Source organism: Accumulibacter sp. (genome assembly GCF_029255285.1).
Classification (GTDB): domain Bacteria; phylum Pseudomonadota; class Gammaproteobacteria; order Burkholderiales; family Rhodocyclaceae; genus Accumulibacter.
Genome location: NZ_JAPUVI010000106.1, coordinates 1 through 25,888 on the forward strand (window position 1 = coordinate 1; position 25,888 = coordinate 25,888).

Consider the following 25,888-nt stretch of genomic DNA (forward strand, 5'->3'; position numbering starts at 1 on the left):
CACTGGACGCCCGCACCCGCGGTCACCCTTAACCCCGAGCGCAAACCAGAGACCCTCCCGAAAGGCACCCGAAGTATGCCATTGGCAGCATAAGTTCACGCGACAACTAGCTTGACATTCACCGGGGACGCAAACGCACCGTCCTCCTTGCCTGCAGCGGAGCGTGGCCGGTAACCTCGACGCGGTGCTTGCTCTTCCCCCCGAAGCCCCGGCACCACCGGCGACGCGACGATCCGCCTGCCGGCCGACACCGGCTTGGCCGCTGGCGCGCCGATCCGAGCTCACGGTGAAGGTGAGTGGGACGAAGCTCTTGCGCCTTCACCTCGCGCCACAGCCGGCGCTGACCTTCGGGCAATCCGCTCGTCTCCTTGCCACCGCCGACGTCGCGGACGAAACGGGCGTTGCCCTCCCCAACGCCACCTACCTTGCCGTCAGCGCCGTCGACTTAGCTGGCCGCCAGGAAGAGATCCACCTCGCCAAGGGCGGCGGTTTTTTCCGCCTCGACATCGACCCGTGGAGCAGAAATTTCCTGGGATTCGAACAATCGCTGCGCCATCCGGGCGACGAAAGCCTGGTCGATTGCGTAGGCCTTGCGATCAACGACGACAGCTGCCTGGGCGTGAACGCCACGCGGCCGACGTTGACCGGCTGCGGCATCTGTGCGAAACGCCTCGGACGAATCGCCACGAGGTACTGGGCGATGTCGTGGCAGTACCTCGGTACCGTCATCGCCGCCACACGCAAGGGTTTGCCGCTTCCCGCCATCCCTGCCATTCCGGCTACAGCGTAGGGAAGTAAACGATTTCGCCTCGCCTGCCCGGCGCAAGCGCGCTGGAGTGGCAACTTGCGCGAATTGTCCACCTCGGTGACGCCTCTCGCGACGCTGGCCGACGCCGGGCGGATCAATGAAACCGATTTCGACGAAGAGATTTCCCGTCTGCGCCTCGCTTGGTGCGACGCACCGGACGGCGACGCGGCACAGCAGATTCCGGGCGACGACGCCGATCGGCTGTGCAAGCAGTCGGCGTGATTCGGTCTCGACTGGGGCCCGGTCGCGGCAGCCGACGCGCCCTTCCGCCGGGACGGCTGGCGATGCATCGGCAAACCGGCGCTACCGCCGCAACACGGTGCCCGCCCCGAACGCCGCACCATCGCCGTTCGAGACTCCAGCAGACAGATCCGATTCACTCCCGCTCTTCCCGTCGAACCGCCAAACGGTCAAAATACCACCTCTGGCGGCGTCTATTTCCCGCGTGCCGGATCGCGAACCGGCAGCGCCCGGCCGACGGTCACGACCGAGCTCGGGCGAGATGCGTCGGCAAGGTGCGATGAGGGGTTCGGGACAGCAACGGCGGGCGTCGCCGCCAGGTCATGCGCCAAGGCGTGGCGGGAAGGTCGCCTTCCCATAAGCGATTTGTTAGGCGTGTTCATGTCATTGTGTGACATGAGGAAACCCGACTGCCAGGGAGGATCAGCGTTCATGTTCAGCCAAGCGACCATCCACTTTCTCGACGAACTCGCCGCCAACAACGAGCGCCCGTGGTTCGAAGCCAACCAGGGACGCTACGAATCCCTGGTCCGCGAACCAGCGTTGCGCTTCATTGCCGCCATGGCGCCCGAACTGGAAAGGTTTGCCCCGCGCTTTCGCGCCGACCCGCGCCGGATGGGCGGCTCGTTGATGCGCGTACACCGTGACACGCGCTTCGCGCGCGACAAGCGCCCTTACAAGACCAACATCGGTATCCAGTTCCGCCACGAACTCGGCAGGGATGTGCATGCTCCGGGTTTCTACCTGCACATCGCGACCGACGAATGCTTCTTCGGCGCCGGCTGCTGGCATCCTGACTCCAGCGCGCTCGGGCGCATCCGCGCCCACATCACGGCCCATCCCGAGCACTGGCTGGCCGCCCGCGACGATCCGCACTTCGCCGCACACTGGACGCTGGCCGGCGAGAGCCTGGCCCGGCCGCCGCGCGGCTACACCGTCGACCATCCGGCGATCGACGACATCAAACGCAAGGACTTCATCGGTCTGGCCGGGTTGTCGGCCGCCGAAGTCACAGCTCCTGGGCTGGTCGATCTGGCGGCACAGCGCTTCGCCGCCGCCGCTCCATTGACCCGCTTCCTCTGCGCGGCACTGGACGTTCCGTACTGAAAGCGGCCACCACAGTCCGTGCGCCGAGGCCCGGAACGCCCCGCCGATCGCGGCCCGCCTCCGACCATTGGCTGTGACCTGCGGCACGTTTCGACAGACAAACGATCCTGACCAAGGCAGAACCCGCTATGAACCGCCTTTTCCTGACTCGCGCAGCAAGTGCGCTCCTGCTCTGCGCCGGCGGCGCGCAAGCCGAGGCGCTGGCACCCATAGAGCGCTTGAAGATCACGGACAACGACCTGAGTTGCCAGCAGCTCTACGATGAGCGCGGCGAGATGGAGAAGATCGCCGCCGACGCCCATACCACTCAGTTTTCCGGCCAAGCTGCCGCCACCGCTGGTCAGGCGGCGGGCGTCGCCGCCGCCGAACTGGCCACCCGCGTCGGCCTGTTTGGCCCGATTGGCGGCCTCGCCGGAACCATCCTGGCCGGCATCACCAGCCGAACGACCGCCAAGCTCGCCGAACAGCAGCTCCAGTTGAGTGCCGCGGAAGCAGCAGAACGCGAAAAACAGGCGCTCGGACGCAAGGAACACCTGACCGAACTGTTTCTCAGCAAGGGCTGTTCGGCCGGCGATCCGTCGGCCCCGGCACGGCCGCCGGCCGCTGGGCTGTCGACCGGCACCGCTGCAGCGGCAAGCGGTGTTGCATCGGTGAAGACAGCACCCTCGGTCAATAAAACACTCTCGACCGTCGCTTCGACCACTTCGCCTGCCCGATCATCCGCCATCAAGGTCGAGGTCGTCAGTCCCGAAGATCTGCGGGATTCCGGCAAGACGCTTGTCGTTCCTACCGCTTTCGTCAGCCTGCTCGCGGCCGGCCAGAGCACGGCGAGCGGCGCCCCCCCCGGCGCCCTTCGGCACGGCCAGCGCAACGGCCAGATGAGGGTCGACTACCGGGTCGGCGGAATCGACAAGGACTATGCGCAGAGCTTGGCCAAGGCCGCTTATGAAGACTTCATCGGACAACTGCGGCAGGCAGGCTATACCGTTCTTACCTACGCCGACGTCAGGGAACGGGACTATGTTCGCAACGCACAGCGCGAGGCCGCCGACTCGATGCCCAGCCGATCGGAATTCGACGGGACGCATGTTACGGCCGCGCCAAGTGACCAACAGCATTTCAAGAGCGGGCTGAGCTTCGGTGTCTTGGCCGAGTTTCAGTCCGGCGGCAGGAGCAGGTTTCCGGACGCGACGCTGGTCATTCCGAGCTATGTCTTCAGTTCGCCCCAGGTATGGGCTCGCGGTAGCCAGGCTGAGCGGCCGGATTCCGTTTCCGGCGTGCTGACGCCGGGAATGAATCTGATCTTCGCCAGCGCGTATTGGCTCGGGCAAAGCACCACGCGGACGACCCCAGGCTTCCCCGGAGCGGTAACCAGGGAAGCCATGCTCGACGTCAGCGAAAAGGCAGGCGAGCTCACCCGGACGGCGGACGCCACGCCCCTTGCCACCGATTTTTCGGGCAGCCCGAACGGCGCCGGCAAGGGGCCGCAGCGTTCAGCGGCGTTTCTCTTCACGATCGACCGCGAAGCCTATGCGCAAGGAGTGATGACGGCGGTGCGCCAGTTCAACGCCGAAGTAGCCAGGCTGGCGGCGGCCGCCGCCCGCTGACCGAAACCGGCTACGGCTGAAGGCCGCGCGCCCTCAGTCCTTCTGCAGCAGGTTCCACAGATCCTCGAACTGGAACTCGTCGCTCATGCGTCCGATACGCCTGACAAGTTGCGGTCGATCGCCTTCGACACGTGCCAGGACGGCCCTGACCTTCTCCGGGTTCAGTTCTGCCACTGCTTCGCGCAGGGCCAGTTTGACCTCGAACGGCAGATCCGCGATTCCGACGGCGGCTTCCGCCGCCTCGCTGGCCGCCGCGGGGCCGGTTTCGTCCGGCTGGCGATATCGGAAATGCAGCCCGAGATGCGCCGCCAGCACATCGAACAGTTCTCTCTCCCGCACCGGTTTACGCAGGAAATCGCTGATTCCGGCCGACATCGCCGTGCGCCGTTGCTCTTCGAGGGCGCTGGCCGAAAACACCACGATCTTTGGCGGCGGCTTGCCAAGCTGCGCCTTGATCCGCTGCGCGGCTTGCAAGCCATCCAGTTTCGGCATTCGCCAGTCCATGATGACCAGATCGGGAGCGAAACTCGCCGACAGTTCGACCGCCTCGATGCCGTCAGCCGCTTCGGCGAGGATAAAGCCGAGCGGGCTCAGGACCTGGACCAGCAACTGGCGCGCATCCGCGTCGTCATCGGCAATCAGGATACGTTTGCCGTGATCGAGCGCGCTCGGTGTCGAGTCGTTCTCGTCCGGCACCGTCTCGACCTCTTCGAGCACCGGCAGCAGCAGGACAAAACGGAAGGTCGAGCCGACGCCGGGAGTCGATTCGACTTCGAGCTCGCCACCCATCATCGTCAGGTACTGCCGCGTGATGGCCAGCCCCAGGCCGGTACCGGAAGAGGTGGAATGAGTCACGATCTGGGTGAAGGGTTCGAAGATTCGTTTCTGGTCCTCGGGCGCGATGCCGATTCCCGTGTCCCGTACTTCGACGGCCAGTCGTAAGGCGCCGTTTTCGGCGGGCTCGCCGTCAACGGCGAGGGTGACGCTGCCTTGCCGGGTGAAGTTGATGGCGTTGCCGAGAAGATTGAGCAGAACTTGCCGCAGCTTGGTCGCGTCGACGCGCAGTGCACCCGGCAGTCGCTTGATGTCCGCCGTCAGGGCGAGTCCGGCGCGCAGAGCGCGCGCTTGCAGCAGCTCGACGACATCGCGCATCAGCCGTCCGACGTCGGTTGCTCCCTCCAGGAGCTCGACACGCCCAGCCTCGATTTTCGAGATTTCGAGCACATCATTGATCAAGGCCAGCAGATGATCGCCCGAGCGATTGATGATCTCGAGGTTCTTCCGGTCGGTCTCGCCGAGCGTCTTGGACTTGGCCATCAGTTCGGAAAACCCGATGATCGCGTTGAGCGGTGTGCGCAGCTCGTGGCTCATGTTCGAAACAAAGGCGCTCTTCGCGCGACTTGCCGCTTCGGCGCGGTTCAAGGCGGCGATCAAGGCAAGTTCCTGTTGGCGCAACTGTTCGACCGTCGCCGCCAGGTGGCTCTCACGAGCATGAAGAATCTGGTACAAGCGCACCCTGGAAAGCAGAAGATTGTCTTCTAACGGTTTGGTCAGATAGTCCACCGCGCCGAGGGCGAAACCTCTTTTGACAAACTCGTCAGCCTTGAACACCGCGGTCACGAAGATGATCGGAATGTTCCGCGTGCGCTCCGTCATCTGAAGGTGACGCGCCGTGTCGAATCCGTCCATACCGGGCATCTGGATATCGAGCAAGATCAGGTGCACGTTGCGCGCAACGGTTTGCATCAGCGCCTCCTCGCCGGAAGCGGCCTCGATGACCTCGCAACCACTCAAGCGGGAAAGCAGCGCACGTAACGTGAATCGGTTGTTGGCGTTGTCGTCTACCACAAGAATCAGGAAGTTCTCAGGCATACGCGCCGCCTCTCTGCAGGCGGTAGATGTGCGCGCTAGTCGAATGAGGTACGAGGCCATGCTCGCTGGCCATATGGATCAGGCCGTCGCGTGGACCGAGCACGAGAAAGCCGTCCGGATGCAGCGAGCGCGCGAACAAGGCAAGGACTCTCCGCTGGGTCTCCTTATCAAAATAGATCATAACGTTGCGGCAGACGATGAGTTGGAATTCATTGAACACTCCTTCGCTGAGCAGTGAGTGGCGGTGAAAAAGGACCGTCTGCCGCAAGCGTTCCCGCACTTTCAGACAGCGACCGTAATGCTCTACGTAATCATCGAAGCGACCCGGCCCGCCACTGGCCAGGTAGTCGCGGCGACTATCGGCCAAACCTGCGGTGGGAAACAGACCGCCCTTGCCGAGATCGAGGTAGTACGCGTTGAGATCCGTGGCGAAGAGGCGCGTTCGCGGCAGGAGCCCCAGTTCGTCGAGCAGGATCGCCAGTGAAAAGGCTTCCTCGCCGGTGGCACAGCCAGCGGACCAGATCTTGAGGACCGGAAAGCTCGCCAGGTAGGGCAGGATATCGTCGCGCAGCAGCCGGAATTGCTCGGGGTGACGGAAAAAGCCGGTTACGCCGACCGAGATTTCGGCCGCCAGGCGCTCGAACAGCGGACGCTGCGACAGGACGGCGCGCTGAAAATCGGCAAAACCCGGCAAGCCGAACTGTCCCATCAGGTTCTTCAGTCGCCTTTCGAGACTGTCCCGCTGGTAACCACGCAAGTCGTAGTCGTACTGACGCCACAGCGCTTCGAGAAACAAATCCAGCAGGCGGCCGCTTGGCGCCGCCTGAAACCCGGCGATCGCCGCCGCGACGAAGCTCGTTATCCCGGCGCACTTCATGACGTGGTCGAAACGCCCGGCCACCCAAGCAGCATCGGGCAGCACGCGCGCTGCGCCACACTCGTCGCCGTCCTCGACGACGACGCAGGCCCCGACCTCCTTGAGAGCAGCGCAACCCGCGACCCCGTCGTTACCGAAACCGCACAGCAGTACCCCCAGGCACTGCTCGCGGTACTCGCCGGCGACCGATTCGAAGAGCACATCGATCGACGGCCGGGCATGGTTGACCTTGCCGTCGCGGGTGAGATAGACCAGCCCATGCGCGACTTTAAGGTGACACCCCGGTGGCGCGACATAGATGGTCGACGTTTCGACCGCCACCAGGTGCTGTGGCATCACCACCCGATAATCGGTGCGCACCTGGAGCAATCGGTCGAGCAGGTTGATCTGGTCTTCCCGCACGTGCTGCGCGACAAAAACCGTCGTCTCGCCGGCCGGTAAACCGCTGACAATTTGCAGCAGTTTATCCAGGCTCTGTGCCGAGCCTCCGACCACCAGTGCCCGGCAACGGGCCAAAGGCGCCGGCGGACTCGGACCGGCAACCTGTCGCACCGGCAAACCGAGGCGCATCAGGCAATGCGCCAACAGCGGACGATAGGCGACGATGATTAGCGGCTGACCATGGTCGAGCAGCCGGATCAGCGCCTCGACAACTGGCGCGGGCAAGGTTTCGGCGTCGTAGACGTCCACTTCGAAAGGCTCGTCCGCTTTTGCCTCGTACGCGGCCAACAACGACAACAACTCGGCTTGTTCGGCAGCCGACGTGAGACGACCGAGAACGCCGACCCGGTTCGCCTGGCCAGTGGACAGCAGAGCGGTGCTCATGCCGGACTCAGCGCTTCGCACACCATAGGGACGCCATGTTGACCAGAACTTCGTAGTCTACCGGCTTCGAAAGGTAGTCGTCGGCGCCCGCCGCCAGCACACTCTTCTTGTCTTCCGGCAGCGCCTTGGCAGTCAAGGCAACAATCGGGATGTTGGCCAGACCGGGTGTGCCGCGAATGGCGGCGATCGTCTGATAGCCATCCATCTCGGGCATCATGATGTCAGTGATGACCAGATCGACCGCGGCCTGGGCCAGCAGCACCAGCGCCTGCTTCCCGTTGATCGCGCTGCGCACGCTGGCGCCGTTCTGCTCGAGGGCGGCCGTGATGACGAACAGGTTGCGTGGATCGTCGTCGACCACCAGGATGCTTCGCCCGGCGAGACGCTGGTGACCATCCTCGACTGTCGTGCTGGGCGCCGCTTGCGGCACTTCGAGCAGGAAACGCTCGATATTGCGCAGCAAGCGCTGATCGGCCTGCGGCGTGTTGACGATGATGCTGTCGCTGTAGCTGCGCAGGCGCGCCTCGTCCGCTTCGCTCACCGGCTGCGGCGAGAAAAACAGAATAGCCGTCTCCGGGCTCGCCTGGCGGATGCTTTCGGCAATCGCCACTCCCTCGTCCGCCCCCTGCCCGCTCAGCGCGACCAGTGCCAAGCGCCAGCGGTGCTCGCGTAGCGCGGCGCGCAACGCCTCACCGGCAGCGCATTGCCGCACCTGGCCGAAACGCGGACCGATGATACGCAACACTTCGGCGGCGTCTATCGCGCCGCTGCCGACCACCAGGACGGCAGATCGCGCCGCCATCACCTCGCTTTCGACACGAGCGATCTGATCGGCGTTGACCGGCTTTTGCAGGTAGCCGACGATTCCCTGGCGCAGCAGTGCCGCGTCGCGGTCGCGCGCCGACACGACATACACCGGAATAGGCGCCAGATCACTCGACTTTATGGCATGCAGGACTTCGCTGCCATCCATATCCGGCAAGCCGAGGTCGAGCAATATACCCGCTGGTCGATGCCGGCGCGCCAGTTCGATGCCATCAGCCCCGTTCGCCGCAAGCAGCGTTTTGTAACCAAGTTTGCGGTTGAGCTGCCGCAAGGCATCGCCGAACGCCAGGTCGTCGTCGATCAGCAGGATCGCCTGATCGCCCGGAGCCAATTGGTCGCGATCGTCGAGCGGAGCGATCACCCGCTCGGCTGCCGTCGGCGGCGGCGCCGGCGGTGCCGCTGCGGCAAGCGGCTGATCTGTGGGGTTTTCCGGTAGCCGCAGGCTGAATACGCTGCCTTCGCCAAGTGCGCTTGCCAGCTCGATGGTCCCGCCCAGCAACTGCGCAAGGCGCAGGCTGATCGTCAAGCCCAGGCCAGTACCACCATATTGGCGCGAGGTCGAGCCATCCGCCTGACGAAAGGCTTCGAAGATCAAGGCCTGTTTCTCGAGGGGAATCCCGATTCCCGTGTCGCGGACCTCTATCCGGATCGGTAGCGCGTCGCCAGAACAACGTTCGAGCCGCAGACTGACGCCTCCTTTCTTGGTGAACTTCAACGCGTTGGACAACAGGTTCCGCAGAATCTGGCCGATCTTGTCCACATCGCTGACGAAACTGCCCCGGATGTGGTCCTCGACGTCGAAGGTCAGGCCGCGCTCGTGCGCCGCAGGTTCGAACAGGTCGCGGCAACTCTCGCTCAGCGCCGCGCTGTCAACCCGCGCCGGATGAACTTCCATGTGTCCGGCCTCGACCTTGGAAAGATCGAGCACGTCGTTGATCAGATGCAGAAGATCCTCTCCCGAGCGATGGATGACTTCGGCCTGCTTGACCTCGTCGCTGCTCAGGCGACCGCCGGCGTTGCCGGCGATCATCTTGGAAAGCAGAATGATGGCATTGAGTGGCGTGCGCAGTTCGTGCGACATGTTGGCCAGAAACTCGGATTTGTACTGGCTGGACAATTCGAGTTGCCGCGCCTTGGCGTCCAGTTCTTCACGCGAGCTGCGCAATTCGAGGTTGCTCTGTTCGAGTCGCTTCTGTTGCTGCTCGAGTTGCGAATTGGTCTGTTCGAGTTCCTCACTCTGCTGCTGTACCTGCTGCTGCTGCTCCTCGAGTTGCACATTGCTCTGTCGCAACTCCTCGGCCTGTTGCTGCAACTGCTGCTGCTGTTCCTCCATGCGGGCATTCGCTTCCTGCAGGCGCTCGCTCTGTTGCCTGGCCTCCTTTTCTGCACGTTCCGCCACCACCAGCAACTGGCGAACGTTTTCCTGCTGTTCCGCCGCCTGCAGAAACGAGGCGATCATGTCGGCCGCACCGAGCAGGAACTCGCGCTGCAGTTCATCGAAACGCTCGAAACTGGCCAGTTCGACCACACCCAGCAATAGCCCTTCGCGCAGCAACGGATAGGTGTAGGTATAGCAGGGAAGCGCGCTCAGCGTTCCGGTGACGACCGGTGCGGCATCCGGGTCGACAGCGGTCAGGATAATCGGTTTTTTCTCGCGCGCCACTTGGCCGACCGCACCTTCGCCAACGGCGAATCGATTCCCCAGGCGGGGACGCTCGGTGTACATGTAGCTCGCCAGCAGATCGAGGCAATTCTCCTGAGGCCGAAAGACGTAAAGCACGCCGCGCCCCGCCGCGAGGTAGCGGCCAACGACACGGATTGCCGTGTCAGCCACCTGCTGCGGCGAGAGGCCGCCCGTCAACTCGGTCGACAAATGATTGTAGCCGTCCTTGATCCAGTTGCGACCGACGTCCGCCAGCTTGCTCGCACGCAGCATGCGGTTCATGCTGTCGATCGACTTGCCGAGCTGGTCGTGTTCGGACAGCAGCGGGACATCCTCGGAGAAGTCGCCTCGACCGATGGCCTCGGCGCGTACCGCAAGGCGCGCCAGCGTACCGATCATCGAATTGATCGAACAGGCCATGCTCTCCGTATCGCCGGGCTCGATCGGCAGCAAGGTAGACAAATCGCCACCCGACAGCCGTTGCATGACGTCGCGCACCCGCGCCGGCTCGCCGCCCAACTGGCGCAGCGTACTGCGCAAGATGGCCGTCCCGAGGATGAGCAGCAGCGCGCCGGTAACGACCAGCACGGCGATTTCGATGTCGCGCACGTCGTTACCTTGCTGGCGAAGGACCTTGATCGCCTGCTCGGAGCGCGCCAGATTGATGTCGACGATTTCGCTCAGGATGTCGTCGGCAACCTGGAATTTCGGCCGGCATTCGCCGGCCATCAGATCGAGCGCCGGCTTGAGGTCCCGCTCGGCACCGCCGCGCCCTAGGTCGCCGACTTGCCGACATACCGCATTCATCGCCCGCCAAGCCACGTCGAAGCGCTTCAAGGCGTCCGTCTCGGCGGGCGTCAGATCGCCCCTCCGGTAGAGGTCGAGCAATCGCATCGCCTCTTTCTCGAAGCGCTCGCGGTTACCCGCGGCTTCGCGCAGGCGCGTCGCCTCGGTTTCGACGGCGACGCGATAATCGGCGCGGTTGACGGCAATGGCGTTCTGATTGGCGACCGCCACCCAAGCGATCGGCTGCAGTTGGTCGGAATACATCTTTTCGGCCAGTTCGCTCATCGTGGCGGTACCGCGCATCCCTTCGAAACCGGTGCTCACCGCCCCGAGCAGCGCGACGAAGATCAGGCCGAGGATTTTCTGCCGGATCGTGAATTGGTTGAGAAAATGCAACATCAACGACCTCCTTCGAAACACGCCACGGTTTTGCCTTTAGCTTACTCCGGAATGCCAGTCGAAGACAAAGCGCCGCCAGCCGCCGGACAAGCGCTGGGGGCCACCGGCCTGCATGGCGAAACCGCCGTGCACCGACAGCGCCTGCGGCGGATGTCCGACCACGCTCCCGGCAACGGCCCGGGACCGACGCGCGATCAGGACATCGCCATGAAACATACGTCTTTTCAGCGCCGCGACGGCGAGTTACTATGAGAGCTCTTTTTTGTGGGGGCCAGAGGCTGTGGCTCCAGACTCGTGACAGGAAAGGAAGCGTTCGTCTTGAAGCCCACCGACATCGCCGCGCCCGACTATTTCCACAAGGTCGTTGACTGCCAGTGGGCCTGCCCGGCCCACACGCCCGTTCCCGAGTACATTCGGCTGATCGCCGCCGGCCGTTACAGCGACGCCTACATGCTTAACTGGGTGTCGAACGTCTTTCCCGGCATCCTCGGACGAACCTGTGACCGTCCTTGCGAACCGGCCTGCCGTCGCGCGCGCGTCGAGGACGAGACGGCGGACGGCCAGAGCCGCCGGGAGCCAGTCGCCATCTGCCGCCTGAAGCGCGTCGCCGCCGACTACAAGCAGGACATCCGCGGCCGGCTGCCGACACCCGCTGCGCAGAAAAACGGCCGGCGCGTCGCCTGCATCGGCGCCGGTCCGGCGTCGCTGACCGTCGCCCGCGACCTCGCACCGCTCGGTTACGAAGTGGTGATCTACGACGGCGACGCTCGCGCCGGCGGCATGATGCGCACGCAGATCCCGAAGTTTCGTTTGCCCGAGGAGGTGATCGACGAGGAAACGGGCTACGTGTTGGGCCTCGGCGTCGACTTCCGGGGGGGCCAGTACGTCCATTCGCTAAGGGATCTGCTCGCCGAAGGCTACGACGCGGTATTCGTCGGCTGTGGCGCACCGCGCGGCCAGGATCTCGACATTCCGGGGCGCCAGCAGGCGGCGAAGCACATCCATCTGGGTATCGACTGGCTGGCCAACGTCGCTTTCGGCCACACGACTTCGATCGGCAAGCGCGTCATCGTCCTCGGAGGCGGCAACACGGCGATGGACTGCTGCCGCTCGGCCCGCCGCCTGGGCGGTGAAGATGTGAAGGTCATCGTGCGCTCGGGCTTCGAGCAGATGAAAGCCAGCCCGTGGGAGAAAGAGGACGCCATGCACGAAGGCATTCCGATCCTCAATAACCTGGTGCCCAAAGCCTTCACGCACAACGGCGGCCGACTGACCGGCGTGACGTTCTCGAAAGTGCGTTCGGTCTACGATGACAAAGGGCGGCGCAGCCTGCTGCCGACCGGCGAGCCGGACGCCCATTTCCCGTGCGACGTAGTGCTCGTCGCCGTCGGCCAGGAGAACGCTTTTCCCTGGATCGAGCGCGACATCGGTATCGAATTCGACAAGTGGGGCCTACCCAAGCTCGATGCGGCGACCATGCAATCGACGCTGCCCAACGTCTTCTTTGGCGGTGACGCGGCGTTCGGGCCGAAAAACATCATCTGGGCGGTGGCGCACGGACACGACGCAGCGGTTTCCATCGACCGCCTGCTCAACGGCGAGGACATCGCCGCACGCCCCGATCCGATGACGACCTTGATCTCGCAGAAGATGGGGATCCACGCCTGGCGTTACGACAACGCGATTTCGGACGACCGTCGCCTGCGCGTGCCGCTGCGCGACACGAGCGCCGCGCTGAAGAACATCCGGATCGAAGTGGAACTGGGTTTCGACCCGCAACTGGCCTTCAAGGAAGCGCAGCGCTGCCTAAACTGCGACGTGCAAACGGTTTTCGCGCCCAAGCTGTGCATCGAATGCGACGCCTGCATGGACATCTGCCCGATGGACTGCATCAGCTTCACGTGCAACGGTGAGGAAGAGGAACTGCGCCCCCGCCTGCGCGCGCCGGCACTCAACGCAAGCCAGGCTCTCTACGTCTCCGAAACCCTGAAGACCGGCCGCGTGATGATCAAGGACGAGGACGTCTGCCTGCACTGCGGACTGTGTGCCGAGCGCTGCCCGACCGGCGCCTGGGACATGCAGAAGTTCCTGCTGCAGATGACGCACGCCGGCCCGGCCTGCCGCAGCGCCAGCGTGCCGGCCGATCAGCAGCCAACCGCCTGAGGAGAGCGACCATGCAGAAGATCGAAGCGGTCAATGATTTCGTCGTCAAGTTTGCCAATATCAACGGCTCGGGCTCGGCATCGGCGAACGAGTTGTTCGCACGCGCCATCCTGCGCATGGGCGTTCCGGTTTCACCGCGCAACATCTTCCCGTCGAACATCCAGGGACTGCCGACCTGGTTCGAAGTGAGGGTGACCGAGCACGGCTACCTTGGCCGGCGCGGCGGTGTCGACATGATGGTCGCCATGAATCCACAGACCTGGGACCAGGACGTGCGCGAGATCGACCCCGGCGGCTATCTGTTCTACGACAGCTCAAAAGCGGTCCCACGCAGCCGTCTGCGCGACGACATACACGTCATCGGCATGCCGGTCACCGAGATCTGCAACGATTCCTACAGCGACGCGCGCGAACGACAGTTGTTGAAGAACATTCTCTACATCGGCGCCTTGGCCCAACTGCTCGAGATCGATTCGACCGAGATCGAGAAACTTTTCAGCGAACAGTATCACGGCAAGGAGAAGCTGCTCGACGCCAACGTCAAGGCGCTGAACCTCGGGCGCGAGTATGCGCGCCAGCATCTGAAGCCAGTCGCACTGAAGGTCGAACGGCGCGATGCGGTGGGCGACAAGGTTTTCGTCGATGGCAACAGTGCCGCCGCACTGGGTTGCGTCTACGGCGGAGCGACGGTTTGCGCCTGGTATCCGATCACCCCGTCATCGTCGGTCGCCGAAGCTTTCATGCGTTACGCACAAAAGCTGCGCGTCGACCCGGACACCGGCCAGCGTCGCTACGCCATCGTCCAGGCCGAGGACGAACTGGCGTCGATCGGCATGGTGATCGGCGCCGGCTGGAACGGTGCCCGTTCATTCACCGCTACCTCGGGACCCGGGATCTCGCTGATGACCGAGTTCATCGGCCTGGCCTACTTTGCCGAAATACCGGCCGTGCTGATCAATGTCCAGCGCGGCGGCCCGTCGACCGGCATGCCGACGCGCACCCAGCAGGCCGACATCCTCGCCTGCGCCTATGCCTCGCACGGCGACACGCGACATGTCCTGCTCTTTCCCGAAGATCCTTACGAGTGCTTCGAAATGTCGGCGCAGGCGCTCGACCTGGCGGAGCGCCTGCAAACCCCGATCTTCGTCATGACCGACCTCGACATCGGCATGAACCAGCGGCTCTGCCGACCATTCGCTTGGGACGACAGCCAGCAGTACGACCGCGGCAAAGTGATGACCCGTGAGGCACTCGACGCCGGCACCGATTTCGGCCGCTACCTCGACGTCGACGGCGATGGCATTCCTTACCGGACCTATCCGGGAACGCATCCGACGAAAGGCGGCTATTTCACTCGCGGCTCGACGAAAAACGCTTATGCCGGTTACTCGGAAGCCGGCGCCGACTACATCTACAACATGCAGCGGTTGCTGAGAAAGTTCGAAACGGCCAAGTCGCTGGTGCCCTTGCCGGTCCTCACTGCGGCGAAATACCCGGCCCGTTTCGCGGCGGTCTACTACGGATCGACCAGCCCGGCGATGCACGAGGCGCTCGACGCCTTGGCCGAACAGGGGATCTACATCAATGCCCTGCGCATCCGTGCCTTTCCCTTCCAGAACGAGATCGCCGATTTCATCGCCGCTCATTCGAAGGTTTTCGTGCTCGAACAGAATCTCGACGGACAACTGACGACACTGCTGATCAATGAAGCCGGCGTCAACCCGGCAAGCCTGATTCGAGTCCTGCACTACGACGGCACCCCAATCACGGCCCGCTTCATCACCCGGGAAATCGCCGAGCGCGTCTCGCGCATCAACGTCCGTCCACTTCGCGAAGGAATGGTGGCCTGAAATGACCTATATCGCCAAACCGAAACTACACCACCCCAGCCTGACCAAGAACCGCGTCGGCTTCACCCGCCGCGACTACGAAGGCAAGATCTCGACGCTGTGCGCCGGCTGCGGCCACGACTCGATCTCGGCGGCGATCATCCAGGCCTGCTGGGAACTCGACATCGAGCCGCATCGGGTCGCCAAGCTGTCGGGAATCGGCTGCTCGTCGAAGACGCCGGACTATTTTCTCGGCAACTCGCATGGCTTCAACACCGTCCATGGCCGCATGCCGTCGGTCCTCACGGGCGCCTACCTAGCGAACCGCGAATTGATCTACCTGGGCGTTTCGGGTGACGGCGACTCGGCTTCGATCGGCCTCGGTCAGTTCGCTCACGTCATGCGGCGGGGTGTCAACATGACCTACATCGTGGAGAACAACGGCGTCTATGGGCTGACCAAAGGACAGTTCTCGGCGACCGCCGACAAAGGCTCGAAGTCCAAACGCGGACAGGTGAACAACGACGCGCCGATCGATCTCGTGACGCTTGCGCTGGTCATGGGAGCGACGTTCGTCGGCCGTGGATTTTCCGGCGACAAGACGCAGCTCGTGCCGCTGATCAAGTCGGCACTTGCGCATCAGGGCGCCGCCGTGATCGACGTCCTGTCGCCTTGCCTGGCCTTCAACAACCACACCGGAAGCACCAAGAGCTACGACTACGTGCGCGAACACAACGAAGCCGTCAACCGGCTCGACTTCTGGCCGCCGCGCGAAGAGATCACCGCCGACTACGGTGAGGGCGAGGTCACCGACGTTCGTCAGCACGACGGCTCGGTCGTTCGCCTGCGCAAGCTGCACGCCGACTACGACCCGACCGACCGCATCCGGGCAATGAGCTACATCCAGGAGCACGCGGCGCGCGGCGAGGTCGTCACCGGGTTGCTCTATGTCGACGTCGACTCGCGCGACCTGCACCGGCAACTTGGAACCGTGGAGCAGCCCCTCAACACGCTGGGTGCCGGCCAATTGTGCCCGGGCACGACAGCGCTCCAGAAGATCAACGCATCGCTGCGTTAGCAAGCGCCTCGCGCGTCCGGCGCCTTGGCGAATCGGCTCACCGTCGAGGCGCTGCGCGCCACCACGTCGGTGGACGAAAGGCATCGCCTGCGGCAGGCAAGGCCGTATAATGTAGCCTTCCCTCCCGCAGAGCACTGCCGTGTTCGACCGTCTTGCCGTCACCGCGCAATACCTCCTTCCCAAACAGGCACTCACCACCCTCGCCGGCAAGTTCGCCGACACCGAAGCCGGGAGTCTCAGCACCAGCGTCATTCGCTGGTTCGTGCGGCGCTACGGTGTCGACCTCAGTGAAGCAGTCGATGCTAACCCGGTCAGTTATCGCAGCTTCAACGAGTTCTTTACCCGGCCTCTGCGCAGCGGCGCGCGGCCACTCGCCGACGCCGATTTCATCTGCCCGGTCGACGGCACCATCAGCCAGTTTGGCGGCATCGAGCGCGATCAGATTTTTCAGGCCAAGGGTCATCACTACTCGACCACGGCACTCGTCGGCGGTGACGGCGAACTGGCGTCGCGCTTCGCGGATGGCGCTTTCGCTACCCTCTATCTCAGCCCGCGCGACTATCACCGGATTCACATGCCGGTCGATGGCCGCCTGCGGCGCATGATTCACGTCCCCGGCGAGTTGTTCTCGGTCAATCCCATCACTGCGCGCGGCGTCCCGGGTCTGTTTGCCCGCAACGAGCGGGTGGTCTGCGTCTTCGATGCCGACTTCGGCAGCTTCGTCTTGACGCTGGTCGGCGCAACGATCGTTGGCAGCATGGCGACCGTCTGGCACGGTACGGTCAACCCGCCACGCAGCGGACAAATCCGTGAATGGCGCTACGACGAGCAACGAGTGTGGCTCCGCAAGGGCGAGGAAATGGGTCGCTTCCTGCTCGGTTCGACGGTAGTCTTACTGTTCCCGAGGGACACGCTGCGCTTCGATCCGGCCTGGGCTGCCGCCCGTGCGGTCCGCATGGGCGAGAGAATGGCCGACCGCGGTAGCGCGTCCTGATCGACGACACGCCAACACGGACGAACAGCCTCAGGCCGTCAGCGCTGCGCACAGGCGGCGGGAACATGTAAGATCGCTCTTCCTCATCCAGCTGAGCAAACCGATGACTCCACTTCGCCTGCCGTCCTAGCTGACGCTTGTGCTTCTGTTCCGGCTCGGTGGTCGTGCCAGCCGCCTGGTTGTACGACGAGATTCTGTACGACGGCGCAAAACGTGCCGAATGCCGGGATCTATGCCATCGATGTGTCGTGCGCGGCGCTCGACGACAAGGACGAACCAGCCTACGTGAATGAGCAGGCGACACCCTTCGTACTGCCCGACGAGGCGCTCGATCGCCTGCGCGCCGCGGCTGGAACCATCATCATGGCATCGCCGGAGTTCCAGCGCCTGCGAAAGGACGTCGACGCGAGAATCCGTCCACGATTGCGACAACTCCAACGGCAGCAGCGGCAGCTCCCGGCCTCATGTCCCGAGGCATCCGCCGATCCCACCAGCCGCTCGCACAAAAAACGTCGGCCCCAATGCCCCTGGCCGAATTTTCGGGGCCACTTCTGACAAGACTCAAACTCGCAGCATTTCCGCGATACTCAATAGCTCGGCACGCAGCGTTTCGACCGTCAGGGCCGACGCGCCACCATTGGTTTCACCTTCGAGCGCCGCCTCGTCGAGCCTGTTGCGCGCACCGCTGATGGTAAAGCCCTGACTATAAAGAAGCTCACGGATACGGCGAACCAGGAGAACTTCGTGATGCTGGTAATAGCGGCGATTACCACGACGTTTTACTGGTCTGAGTTGTGAGAACTCCTGCTCCCAGTAGCGCAGTACATGCGGCTTGACTCCGCACAGTTCGCTGACCTCGCCAATAGTGAAGTAGCGCTTCGCCGGGATAGCCGGTAAGGGCTCGTTGACCGCGTCCCTAGGACTCGCTTCCATCATAAGCGTGCTCCACCTCGCCCTTCAGTTTCTGGCTGGCATGAAAAGTCACGACTCGCCGCGCCGTGATCGGAATCTCCTCGCCGGTTTTTGGGTTGCGGCCAGGCCGCTGCGGTTTGTCGCGTAGCTGAAAATTGCCGAAACCCGAGAGTTTTACCCCATCACCACGTTCGAGGGCGTTGCGAATCTCCTCGAAGAAGGCCTCCACCATGTCCTTGGCTTCACGCTTGTTGAGACCGACTTTCTCGAACAACAGGTCCGCGAGTTCTGCTTTGGTAAGCGTCATTCATCCCCCTTCTCAGACGCGAAGCTGCGCCCCAAATGCCTCTTGCAGATAGGTAGTAAGCTGCCCCATTGCGGCGTCGACCTCGGCTTCCAGCAACGTTTTTTGAGTATCTTGCATCACTATGCGAAAGGCAAGGCTTTTCTTGCCCGCCTCGACGCCCCGCCCAGCGTAGACGTCGAACAGGCTGATCGTCCGCACAAGAGATGGAGCGTTGGCCTTCATGCCACTGACCAACTGCTGCAACTCAAGCGCTTGGTCGACGACGATCGCCATATCCCGGATCACCGGCGGCTGACGGGAAACCTCCGCGTACTGCGGTAGACGAGCCTGCAGCAGAACATCGAGCTCGATTTCGAAGAGCACGGGCGGCAACGGCAAGTCGTACTTTTGCTGCCAACGCGGATGCAACTCGCCGACAAAGCCGACCACTTGGCCATCGACCACGACCTGCGCACTACGTCCCGGATGCAGGGCCGGATGCGCGGCTTTCTCGAAGCAGCCCGCGTGCGGTGCGAGAAGGCGCTCTAGATCACCCTTGACATCAAAAAAATCAACGTCGCGCGCCACCACACCCCACTGCTCGGGAAGTGCATCGCCATACGCCAGAGCCGTCAGCTTCCACGGCTGGCGAAATCCGGCGACAGGGCGACCCGCTGGATCGCGGAAAAAGCAGCGGCCGGTTTCGAACACCCGAACTCGACTCTGCCGCCGCTTGAGATTGGTCGCCACGTTGGCGACCAAACCGCCAATCAACGTCGATCGCATGACGCTCAACTGACTGGCAATTGGATTAGCCAGGCGAATCAACTGATCGTTACCGGCGAAGTCAGTTTCCCAGGCTTCTTCGACGAAAGCGAAGTTGACCACTTCCTGATAGCCACAGTCCGCCAGAATCTGTCGAACACGCGCCAGCGACCGGGAGCTTTCGGTCTGCGGCAGCATCGACAGCCATCCCCGTGGCGCGGGCGCCGGGATGTTGTCGTAGCCGTGCAGCCGTGCGATCTCTTCGATCAGGTCTTCCTCGATCTCGATGTCGAAGCGGTAGGTCGGCGGCGTAACGACAAAATCGGCGACCTCCCGGATGAATGGCAGACCGAGGCGCAAAAGCAACTCGCCGATCCGCTCGGCCGGCAGGGTCAGGCCAAGGACTCTCGCCACCCGCGCGGGCCGCAAACGAACCGGCCGACGTTCGGGCAGAGCGGCCAACGCTTCGCTGATCGGACCGGCCTGACCACCACAGATATCGATGATCAGGCGCGTCGCACGCTCAAGTGCACGCCGCGTGCCACCGAAATCGACACCACGCTCGAAGCGGTGTGAGGCATCGGAAACGAAGCCGTAGCGACGGGCGCGGCCAGCAATGGCTTGTGGCGCAAAGAAGGCCGACTCGAGGAAAACCTCGGTCGTCGCCAAGGAGATTCCGCTCTCCTCACCGCCCATGATGCCGCCCATGGCCACGGGACGGAGTTCGTCGGCGATCAGAAGAATGTCGTCCTGCAATGCCAGCGTTTGCTCGTTGAGCAGCACGATCTCTTCCCCGGCGCGCGCCATCCGGACGTGCAGCGCGCCACTGAGCCGAGCATTGTCGAAGGCATGCAGCGGTTGGCCGAGTTCGAGCATGACGTAGTTCGTGATATCTACCAGTGCCGAGATCGGCCGGATGCCGCTACGTTCGAGGCGGCGCCTCATCCACGCCGGGGTGAGCGCACCGGCATTTACGCCAGCGATGATTCGACCGCAGTAGCGCGGGCACGCCGCCGGAGCATCGAGCAACACGGGGCGGGAATGCGGTAGCGTGGCTGCGACTTCTTCGACGTCGATGAAGCGCGCCGGCGCGCCGGTCAATGCCGCCACCTCGCGGGCCACGCCCTCCAACGACAAGCAATCGGCTCGGTTCGGCGTCAATTTGAGCGTCAGCAGGCGGTCGTCAAGGTCGAGATGGCGGCGGATATCCTCGCCCACCGAAGCATCGGCCGCCAAGACAAGAAGCCCGGCAGCATCGTCGGAGATACCCAGTTCGCGCGCCGAGCAAAGCATGCCGAACGATTCGATACCGCGCAGCTTGCTGACCTTGATCCTGATCCCACCGGGCAACTCGGCTCCGGGAAGTGCGCAAGGCACTTTGATCCCGGCGGCCGCGTTCGGTGCACCACAGACGATTTGCAGGGGCTCGCCGGACCCCACGTCGACACGACAAACCTGCAGGCGATCCGCATCCGGAAGCTTGCCGACCTCGAGCACCTGGCCGACGACCACTTTCTCGAAGGAAGGAGCGACGAGTGCTTCCTCCTCCACTTCGAGACCAGCCATAGTCAGCAGGTGAGAGAAATCATCACCCGAACAGGCCGGATCGACAAAACTGCGAAGCCAGGATTCAGAGAATTTCATGGACGCCGGAAATCAGGAAAACACCGTCAGACGAACTGTCGCAAGAAGCGCAGGTCGCCATCGTAGAAAAGACGCAGATCATTGACGCCGTAACGCAACATCGTCAGGCGATCCGGCCCCATGCCGAAGGCGAAGCCGATGTACTTCTCGGGGTCGATGTTGACGTGCCGCAGTACGTTTGGATGGACCATGCCACAACCGGCGATTTCCAGCCAGTGACCTTTCAGAGCACCGCTCATGAACGCCATATCGATCTCGGCGGACGGTTCGGTAAAGGGAAAAAACGATGGGCGAAAACGAACCTGCAGATCGTCGCTCTCGAAAAAGCGGCGCAGGAAATCGCCAACCACGCCCTTCAGGTCCGCAAAACTGACGTTCTCACCAATCCACAGGCCCTCGACCTGGTGAAACATCGGCGAATGCGTGGCATCCGAATCGACCCGATAGACGCGTCCGGGGGCGATGACGCGAATCTCGGGCATGGTTTCGGCCGACGAGTGCTTGGCGACGTGCGCCTGCATGTAGCGCACCTGGATCGGGCTGGTGTGGGTGCGCAACAGGATGCCCGGCGCGACGCCACCGGTCTCGTCCTGAAGATAGAAGGTATCGTGCATCGAACGTGCCGGATGATCCTCCGGCGTATTGAGCGCCGTGAAGTTCTGGAAGTCGGCTTCTATTTCGGGTCCGTCGGCGACATCGAAACCGATCGATCGAAACAACCCTTCCATACGTTCCAGCGTCCGCGTCACCGGATGCAGACCGCCGCGCGCCTCCCCGCGGCCCGGCAGGGTGACGTCGAGCGACTCCTCGGCGAGCCGCGCTTCCAGTGCCACGCGACGAATCGACTCACGGCGACAGTTGAGCGCCAACTCGACGGCTTCCTTGGCGCGGTTGATCGCTGCGCCGACGGTCCTACGTTCGTCGGGCGGCAATTTGGCCAGCTCCTTGAGAAAACGCGTGATCTTCCCGCTCTTACCAAGAAAGGAGGCCTTGATCTGCTCAAGCGCGTCAGGGTCGTCAGTCGCCGCAAAGGCGAGCGAAGCGTCCTGAATAATTTGGTCGAAGTTGTGCATGTTTACCGAAAAAAGGAGGCTCACGCCTCCTTTCCCGAGAGTTGTCGAACTAGCCTTCGAGTTGGGCCTTGGCCTGCTGTGCCAGAGCCGCAAAAGCCGGCTTGTCGAAAACCGCCAGATCGGCCAAAACCTTACGGTCCACTTCGACCTGCGCCTTTTTCAGGCCATTCATGAAGGTGCTGTACTTCATGCCGAGTTCCCTGGCCGCCGCATTGATGCGTGCTATCCATAGGCTACGAAACTGACGCTTCCTTTGGCGGCGATCACGGTAAGCGTATTGGCCGGCCTTCATCACCGCCTGCTTGGCAACGCGATAGACGTTGTTGCGCCGGCCGCGGTAGCCCTTGGCAAGGGCGAGAATCTTCTTGTGGCGCGCGTGCGCCGTCACACCACGTTTGACTCGGGGCATCTCGTCTCTCCTTTACGCGTAGGGCAGCATGGAGCGGACGATGGCCTTGTCCGAGTCATGCACCGCCGTCATTCCACGCAGCTGGCGCTTGGTCTTGGTATCCTTCTTGGTAAGGATATGCCGCTTGTAGGCATGCGACCGCTTGATACGGCCGCTGGAGGTAATCGTGAAGCGCTTTTTCGCTCCCGACTTGGTCTTCATCTTGGGCATTGACTGCTCCTGTCTATGGATGTGCTGCCAGGTGTCCCCCGGCGGGGGCGCTTTTGACCCGACACCACTTGTGTTGTCTACTGCTCGACTCGAATGGTGACGACTACTTTTTCTTGCTCGGCGTCAGCACCATGACCATCTGACGACCCTCCATCTTGGGCATCTGTTCTACGACGGCAAGATCCTGAAGGTCAGCCCGAATCCGCTCAATCTGGCGCATCCCGATATCTTGGTGGGCCATTTCCCGACCGCGGAAGCGCAGTGTTACCTTGACCTTGTCCTCTTCGTCGAGGAATCGCGTCATGTTGCGCAGTTTGATCTGGTAGTCATTTTCGTCGGTACCCGGACGGAACTTGACTTCTTTGACCTGCACCTGCTTCTGCTTGAGCTTCGCCTCGTGCTGACGCTTCTGCTCCTGGTACTTGAACTTTCCGAAATCGACGATACGACAGACGGGCGGCTGCGCCATCGGAGCGATCTCGACCAGGTCAAGTCCCGCTTCCTCGGCCAACGACAATGCTGCCCTGACACTCATGACTCCCAGTTGCTCGCCTTCTTCCCCGACGAGACGAACCTCCGGTGCGTTTATCTCATGGTTAACGCGTTGCGCCTTTTGCAGTGCGATGGGTCGACTCCTTGTTCCAGATAAGGTCAGGCCGTGCCACGGCGCGATGCAACCTCTTCGAGAAGTTGCTGGATCAGGACATCGAGCGGCATCTGCCCGAGATCCCGACCACCGCGTGTGCGCACGGCCACCAGATTGGCCACCACTTCCTTGTCGCCAACGACGACCTGATAGGGCAGCCTGTTCAAGCTATGTTCCCGAATTTTACGGGTAATTTTTTCGTTGCGCAAATCTGCTTCGACGCGCAGGCCGGCACGGCGCATCGCTACCGCCACCTGTTCAGCATAATGACTCTGCTTCTCAGAAATATTCAGCACCACGGCCTGCGTTGGCGACAGCCACAAAGGCATGCTCCCCGCATGGTGCTCGATGAGAATGCCGATGAAACGCTCAAGCGACCCCAGGATTGCCCGATGCAGCATGACTGGAACGTGACGGTCGTTGTCCTCGCCCACATAGTGTGCATCGAGACGCTCCGGCAAGGCGAAATCAAGCTGCAAGGTACCGCACTGCCAGACCCTCCCGAGGCAGTCCTTGAGAGAGAATTCGATCTTCGGACCGTAAAACGCGCCCTCCCCCGGCTGCACGTCGTAGGTCAGACCTTTCGCGGCCAACGCCTCGGCAAGCGCCGCTTCCGCCCTGTCCCATAGGTCGTCGGAGCCAATTCGCTTGGCGGGGCGCGTCGACAGCTTCACCAGAATGTCGGCAAACCCGAAATCGGCGTAGACCTTTTCCAGGAGGTCGATGAAGGCGGAAGTTTCCGGCAAGACCTGAGCTTCCGTACAAAAAATGTGCGCGTCATCCTGCACAAAAGCCCGTACGCGCATGATGCCATGCAGCGCACCCGATGGCTCGTTGCGATGACACGAGCCGAACTCGGCGAGCCGCATTGGCAAGTCGCGGTAACTGCGCAAACCCTGATTGAAGATCTGGATGTGGCCAGGACAGTTCATCGGCTTGATCGCGTAGTCGCGGTTTTCGGAAGCCGTAGTGAACATCAGTTCGGCGTAGTTCTGCCAGTGACCCGAGCGCTCCCACAGCGAGCGGTCCATGATCATCGGGGTCTTGACCTCGCAGTAGCCATTCTCGCTAAGCAGGCGGCGCATGTACTGCTCGACCTCCTGCCAGATGGTCCACCCCTTGGCGTGCCAGAAGACCATTCCCGGCGCTTCGTCCTGCAGGTGGAAGAGGTCGAGTTGCCGGCCGATCTTACGATGATCGCGTTTTTCCGCCTCTTCGAGCAGGTGCAGGTAGGCCTCCAGATCCTCCTTCCTGGTCCAGGCCGTCCCATAGATCCGCTGCAGTTGTTCGTTGCGATGATCGCCGCGCCAATAGGCGCCAGCCAGTTTCATCAGCTTGAACACCTTCAGCTTACCGGTCGACGGCACATGCGGGCCACGGCAGAGGTCGACAAATTCTCCCTCCCGGTAAAGCGAAATTTCCTGGCCGGCCGGGATGGCGTCGATCAGTTCCGCCTTGTAGTGCTCCCCGATGGACTTGAAAAAAGTGACCGCCTCGTCGCGCTGCCAAACCTCACGCTGCACGGGCAGATCACGGCGAGCGATGTCGGTCATGCGCTTTTCGATTGCCGCCAGATCCTCGGGAGTAAAAGGGCGCTGGTAAGCGAAGTCGTAGTAGAAACCGTTCTCGATCACCGGCCCGATGGTCACCTGCGCCGCCGGGAAAAGCTCCTTCACCGCATGGGCCATCAGGTGGGCTGTGGAGTGCCGGATTACTTCGAGACCCTCGGAATCCTTGTCCGTAATGATGGCAAGTTGGGCGTCGGCGTCGATCAGGAAGGCAAGGTCGACGAGACGCTCATCAACCTTGCCTGCCAACGCCGCACGCGCCAGACCGGCACCGATACTCTGCGCCACTTCGGCCACGGTGACGGGTTGCACGAACTCCCTCTGGGAACCGTCAGGCAACTTGACAACCGGCATACTGCCACCCCAACGAAAAAAGGAAAAGCCAGAGACCCGCTCTGGCTTGAAGATGTCCGGTCAACTGCTGCGCCGCAGAGGGCCGGTCACCACGACACGAACGCACCGCTAGCATGGCTAAAGACCCATCGCCCGGGCCGGCAACCCTGACCGGGTCAGCCCAAGCAGGTTCAGGCATCAAAAGGCGAGTACTCGTCAAAAGTCTGGATTCTAGCACGTGGACGGTGACCGCAGAAGTGCGCGAGAGGCACCGGCGTTCGCCGGACAACAAACGCTAGGGAAGCAGGAACGTACCCGATCTCAACCGAGCATCCTGGCGATGAAATCCAGATGAAAGGTGCCGCCGACGAAACCGCTGATGCCCGAGGCCAGCCCAAGGCCGGAAAAGAACAGCGCAAGCCACACCAGCCAAGCCCGGCGTGTTAGCGCAGCGATCCCCAACAGCGCCATGGCCAGGGTGATCCCGGCTTCGGCGATATCGAACTGATCGTCGTGAAAATTCAGCTCCTCGTACGTTTTCTCGTAGGCCTCCGCCTGCTGCTTGATCTCCTCCTTCTCGCTTTCGTAGCGATTGACCTTAGCCCGATAAAACTCGATTTTTTTGTCCAGCAAAGCCAAGGTTTCCGGTGTCATCGCGGTAGCACGCTCGCGCTCGAGCACAAGTTGATCGAGCATGCTTTCGGCCAGAGTCTGTTTCGTGCTTTTTGCCTGAAAATACGCCCAGGCGTTAACACTTCTCGCTTGCGCCTGCGCCATCGCCTGACCAATGTTTCCACCCTTGATGCTGAACAACGCCATGACCGTCGCCAGAACGGCTACCAGTATGGCGATCACGCTGATCAGCCGATCGGAAGCCTGTTCGGCCTTGCCCATCACATCCTCAACTGCGTCCTTGATGTCAGACATTTCAACGCTCTCCCCCTAGGCCATACAAGAAAGAAGCAGAAG

General features: G+C 62.5%; 22 protein-coding genes. 9 read left to right on the plus strand and 13 right to left on the minus strand.

Annotated features, from left to right (window positions below):
* The first annotated feature begins 310 nt into the window (after positions 1-310).
* From Q1M07_RS16280 to Q1M07_RS16295, 4 genes are all read left to right on the plus strand, one after another.
* Complete coding sequence (locus Q1M07_RS16280) at positions 311-790, plus strand: hypothetical protein (protein WP_300455392.1); 480 nt, start codon at positions 311-313, stop codon at positions 788-790.
* Between the two features lie 54 nt (positions 791-844).
* Positions 845-1,030 (plus strand): hypothetical protein, encoded by a 186-nt coding sequence (locus Q1M07_RS16285; RefSeq protein WP_300455394.1) that lies wholly within the window; start codon positions 845-847, stop codon positions 1,028-1,030.
* Between the two features lie 450 nt (positions 1,031-1,480).
* Positions 1,481-2,155, plus strand: a complete 675-nt coding sequence (locus Q1M07_RS16290) for a TIGR02453 family protein (RefSeq protein WP_300455396.1) — start codon at positions 1,481-1,483, stop codon at positions 2,153-2,155.
* A gap of 128 nt (positions 2,156-2,283) precedes the next feature.
* Positions 2,284-3,762 (plus strand): hypothetical protein, encoded by a 1,479-nt coding sequence (locus tag Q1M07_RS16295; RefSeq protein WP_300455398.1) that lies wholly within the window; start codon positions 2,284-2,286, stop codon positions 3,760-3,762.
* Positions 3,763-3,795: 33 nt separating this feature from the next.
* Here Q1M07_RS16295 and Q1M07_RS16300 read toward each other — a convergent pair whose 3' ends face one another.
* From Q1M07_RS16300 to Q1M07_RS16315, 4 genes are read right to left on the minus strand one after another with little or no spacing between them, the layout of a single operon-like run.
* Positions 3,796-5,634 carry a response regulator gene (locus Q1M07_RS16300; protein ID WP_300455400.1) on the minus strand — a complete coding sequence of 613 codons (1,839 nt, stop codon included), beginning with the start codon at positions 5,632-5,634 and terminating at the stop codon, positions 3,796-3,798.
* Positions 5,627-7,336, minus strand: coding sequence for a CheR family methyltransferase (locus Q1M07_RS16305; protein WP_300455402.1), 1,710 nt, complete (start codon positions 7,334-7,336; stop codon positions 5,627-5,629). Before Q1M07_RS16305 ends, Q1M07_RS16300 begins: the two co-directional genes overlap by 8 nt.
* 7 nt (positions 7,337-7,343) lie before the next feature.
* Positions 7,344-11,009 (minus strand): response regulator, encoded by a 3,666-nt coding sequence (locus Q1M07_RS16310; RefSeq protein ID WP_300455404.1) that lies wholly within the window; start codon positions 11,007-11,009, stop codon positions 7,344-7,346.
* Positions 11,010-11,045: 36 nt separating this feature from the next.
* Positions 11,046-11,225: a hypothetical protein gene (locus tag Q1M07_RS16315; protein WP_300455406.1), complete on the minus strand. Its 180-nt coding sequence runs from the start codon at positions 11,223-11,225 to the stop codon at positions 11,046-11,048.
* 102 nt (positions 11,226-11,327) lie between these two features.
* On the opposite strand from Q1M07_RS16315, the gene Q1M07_RS16320 reads away from it, so the two are divergent.
* The 5 genes from Q1M07_RS16320 to Q1M07_RS16340 all read left to right on the plus strand — a co-directional run bounded on the left by Q1M07_RS16320 (position 11,328) and on the right by Q1M07_RS16340 (position 17,628).
* Positions 11,328-13,172: an FAD-dependent oxidoreductase gene (locus tag Q1M07_RS16320; protein ID WP_300455407.1), complete on the plus strand. Its 1,845-nt coding sequence runs from the start codon at positions 11,328-11,330 to the stop codon at positions 13,170-13,172.
* Positions 13,173-13,183: 11 nt separating this feature from the next.
* Entirely contained in the window at positions 13,184-15,022 is a 1,839-nt protein-coding gene (locus Q1M07_RS16325) for a 2-oxoacid:acceptor oxidoreductase subunit alpha (protein WP_300455408.1), read from the plus strand.
* 1 nt (position 15,023) lies between these two features.
* Entirely contained in the window at positions 15,024-16,079 is a 1,056-nt protein-coding gene (locus Q1M07_RS16330; protein ID WP_300455409.1) for a 2-oxoacid:ferredoxin oxidoreductase subunit beta, read from the plus strand.
* Positions 16,080-16,218: 139 nt separating this feature from the next.
* On the plus strand, positions 16,219-17,073 hold the full coding sequence (asd, locus tag Q1M07_RS16335; protein WP_300455411.1) for an archaetidylserine decarboxylase: 855 nt from the start codon (positions 16,219-16,221) through the stop codon (positions 17,071-17,073).
* Positions 17,074-17,286: 213 nt separating this feature from the next.
* Positions 17,287-17,628 (plus strand): hypothetical protein, encoded by a 342-nt coding sequence (locus tag Q1M07_RS16340; protein ID WP_300455413.1) that lies wholly within the window; start codon positions 17,287-17,289, stop codon positions 17,626-17,628.
* Positions 17,629-17,634: 6 nt separating this feature from the next.
* Here the strand turns inward: Q1M07_RS16340 and Q1M07_RS16345 are convergent, their stop codons facing one another.
* The 9 genes from Q1M07_RS16345 to Q1M07_RS16385 all read right to left on the minus strand — a co-directional run bounded on the left by Q1M07_RS16345 (position 17,635) and on the right by Q1M07_RS16385 (position 25,846).
* A complete protein-coding gene (locus tag Q1M07_RS16345) occupies positions 17,635-18,006 on the minus strand; it encodes a MerR family transcriptional regulator (protein ID WP_300455415.1) in 372 nt (123 codons plus the stop codon).
* Entirely contained in the window at positions 17,990-18,292 is a 303-nt protein-coding gene (locus Q1M07_RS16350) for an integration host factor subunit alpha (protein WP_015765780.1), read from the minus strand. Before Q1M07_RS16350 ends, Q1M07_RS16345 begins: the two co-directional genes overlap by 17 nt.
* 12 nt (positions 18,293-18,304) lie before the next feature.
* Complete coding sequence (pheT, locus tag Q1M07_RS16355; RefSeq protein WP_300455418.1) at positions 18,305-20,680, minus strand: phenylalanine--tRNA ligase subunit beta; 2,376 nt, start codon at positions 20,678-20,680, stop codon at positions 18,305-18,307.
* A gap of 26 nt (positions 20,681-20,706) precedes the next feature.
* Entirely contained in the window at positions 20,707-21,753 is a 1,047-nt protein-coding gene (pheS, locus tag Q1M07_RS16360) for a phenylalanine--tRNA ligase subunit alpha (protein ID WP_300455543.1), read from the minus strand.
* A 49-nt stretch (positions 21,754-21,802) separates the two neighbouring features.
* Positions 21,803-22,162, minus strand: a complete 360-nt coding sequence (gene rplT / locus Q1M07_RS16365) for a 50S ribosomal protein L20 (protein ID WP_300455420.1) — start codon at positions 22,160-22,162, stop codon at positions 21,803-21,805.
* Between the two features lie 12 nt (positions 22,163-22,174).
* A complete protein-coding gene (gene rpmI, locus Q1M07_RS16370) occupies positions 22,175-22,372 on the minus strand; it encodes a 50S ribosomal protein L35 (protein ID WP_300455423.1) in 198 nt (65 codons plus the stop codon).
* A 103-nt stretch (positions 22,373-22,475) separates the two neighbouring features.
* The gene (gene infC, locus Q1M07_RS16375; protein WP_300455546.1) at positions 22,476-22,997 is read right to left on the minus strand and encodes a translation initiation factor IF-3; all 522 of its coding nucleotides are present in this window, start codon (positions 22,995-22,997) and stop codon (positions 22,476-22,478) included.
* 26 nt (positions 22,998-23,023) lie between these two features.
* A complete protein-coding gene (gene thrS / locus Q1M07_RS16380; protein WP_300455426.1) occupies positions 23,024-24,940 on the minus strand; it encodes a threonine--tRNA ligase in 1,917 nt (638 codons plus the stop codon).
* A gap of 300 nt (positions 24,941-25,240) precedes the next feature.
* Positions 25,241-25,846 carry a DUF4337 domain-containing protein gene (locus tag Q1M07_RS16385; protein ID WP_300455429.1) on the minus strand — a complete coding sequence of 202 codons (606 nt, stop codon included), beginning with the start codon at positions 25,844-25,846 and terminating at the stop codon, positions 25,241-25,243.
* Between the last annotated feature and the right edge of the window lie 42 nt (positions 25,847-25,888).

Bases quoted from the DNA above. Each gene is read 5' to 3' on its own strand.
- Q1M07_RS16295 (WP_300455398.1), top strand. From the start codon at position 2,284: ATGAACCGCCTTTTCCTGACTCGCGCAGCAAGTGCGCTCCTGCTCTGC.
- Q1M07_RS16310 (WP_300455404.1), bottom strand. From the start codon at position 11,009: ATGTTGCATTTTCTCAACCAATTCACGATCCGGCAGAAAATCCTCGGC.
- pheT (WP_300455418.1), bottom strand. From the start codon at position 20,680: ATGAAATTCTCTGAATCCTGGCTTCGCAGTTTTGTCGATCCGGCCTGT.
- thrS (WP_300455426.1), bottom strand. From the start codon at position 24,940: ATGCCGGTTGTCAAGTTGCCTGACGGTTCCCAGAGGGAGTTCGTGCAA.
- Q1M07_RS16345 (WP_300455415.1), bottom strand. From the start codon at position 18,006: ATGGAAGCGAGTCCTAGGGACGCGGTCAACGAGCCCTTACCGGCTATC.
- Q1M07_RS16300 (WP_300455400.1), bottom strand. From the start codon at position 5,634: ATGCCTGAGAACTTCCTGATTCTTGTGGTAGACGACAACGCCAACAAC.
- pheS (WP_300455543.1), bottom strand. From the start codon at position 21,753: ATGCACAACTTCGACCAAATTATTCAGGACGCTTCGCTCGCCTTTGCG.
- Q1M07_RS16305 (WP_300455402.1), bottom strand. From the start codon at position 7,336: ATGAGCACCGCTCTGCTGTCCACTGGCCAGGCGAACCGGGTCGGCGTT.
- Q1M07_RS16350 (WP_015765780.1), bottom strand. From the start codon at position 18,292: ATGACGCTTACCAAAGCAGAACTCGCGGACCTGTTGTTCGAGAAAGTC.
- rplT (WP_300455420.1), bottom strand. From the start codon at position 22,162: ATGCCCCGAGTCAAACGTGGTGTGACGGCGCACGCGCGCCACAAGAAG.
- Q1M07_RS16290 (WP_300455396.1), top strand. From the start codon at position 1,481: ATGTTCAGCCAAGCGACCATCCACTTTCTCGACGAACTCGCCGCCAAC.
- Q1M07_RS16315 (WP_300455406.1), bottom strand. From the start codon at position 11,225: ATGTTTCATGGCGATGTCCTGATCGCGCGTCGGTCCCGGGCCGTTGCC.
- Q1M07_RS16325 (WP_300455408.1), top strand. From the start codon at position 13,184: ATGCAGAAGATCGAAGCGGTCAATGATTTCGTCGTCAAGTTTGCCAAT.
- Q1M07_RS16330 (WP_300455409.1), top strand. From the start codon at position 15,024: ATGACCTATATCGCCAAACCGAAACTACACCACCCCAGCCTGACCAAG.
- rpmI (WP_300455423.1), bottom strand. From the start codon at position 22,372: ATGCCCAAGATGAAGACCAAGTCGGGAGCGAAAAAGCGCTTCACGATT.
- Q1M07_RS16385 (WP_300455429.1), bottom strand. From the start codon at position 25,846: ATGTCTGACATCAAGGACGCAGTTGAGGATGTGATGGGCAAGGCCGAA.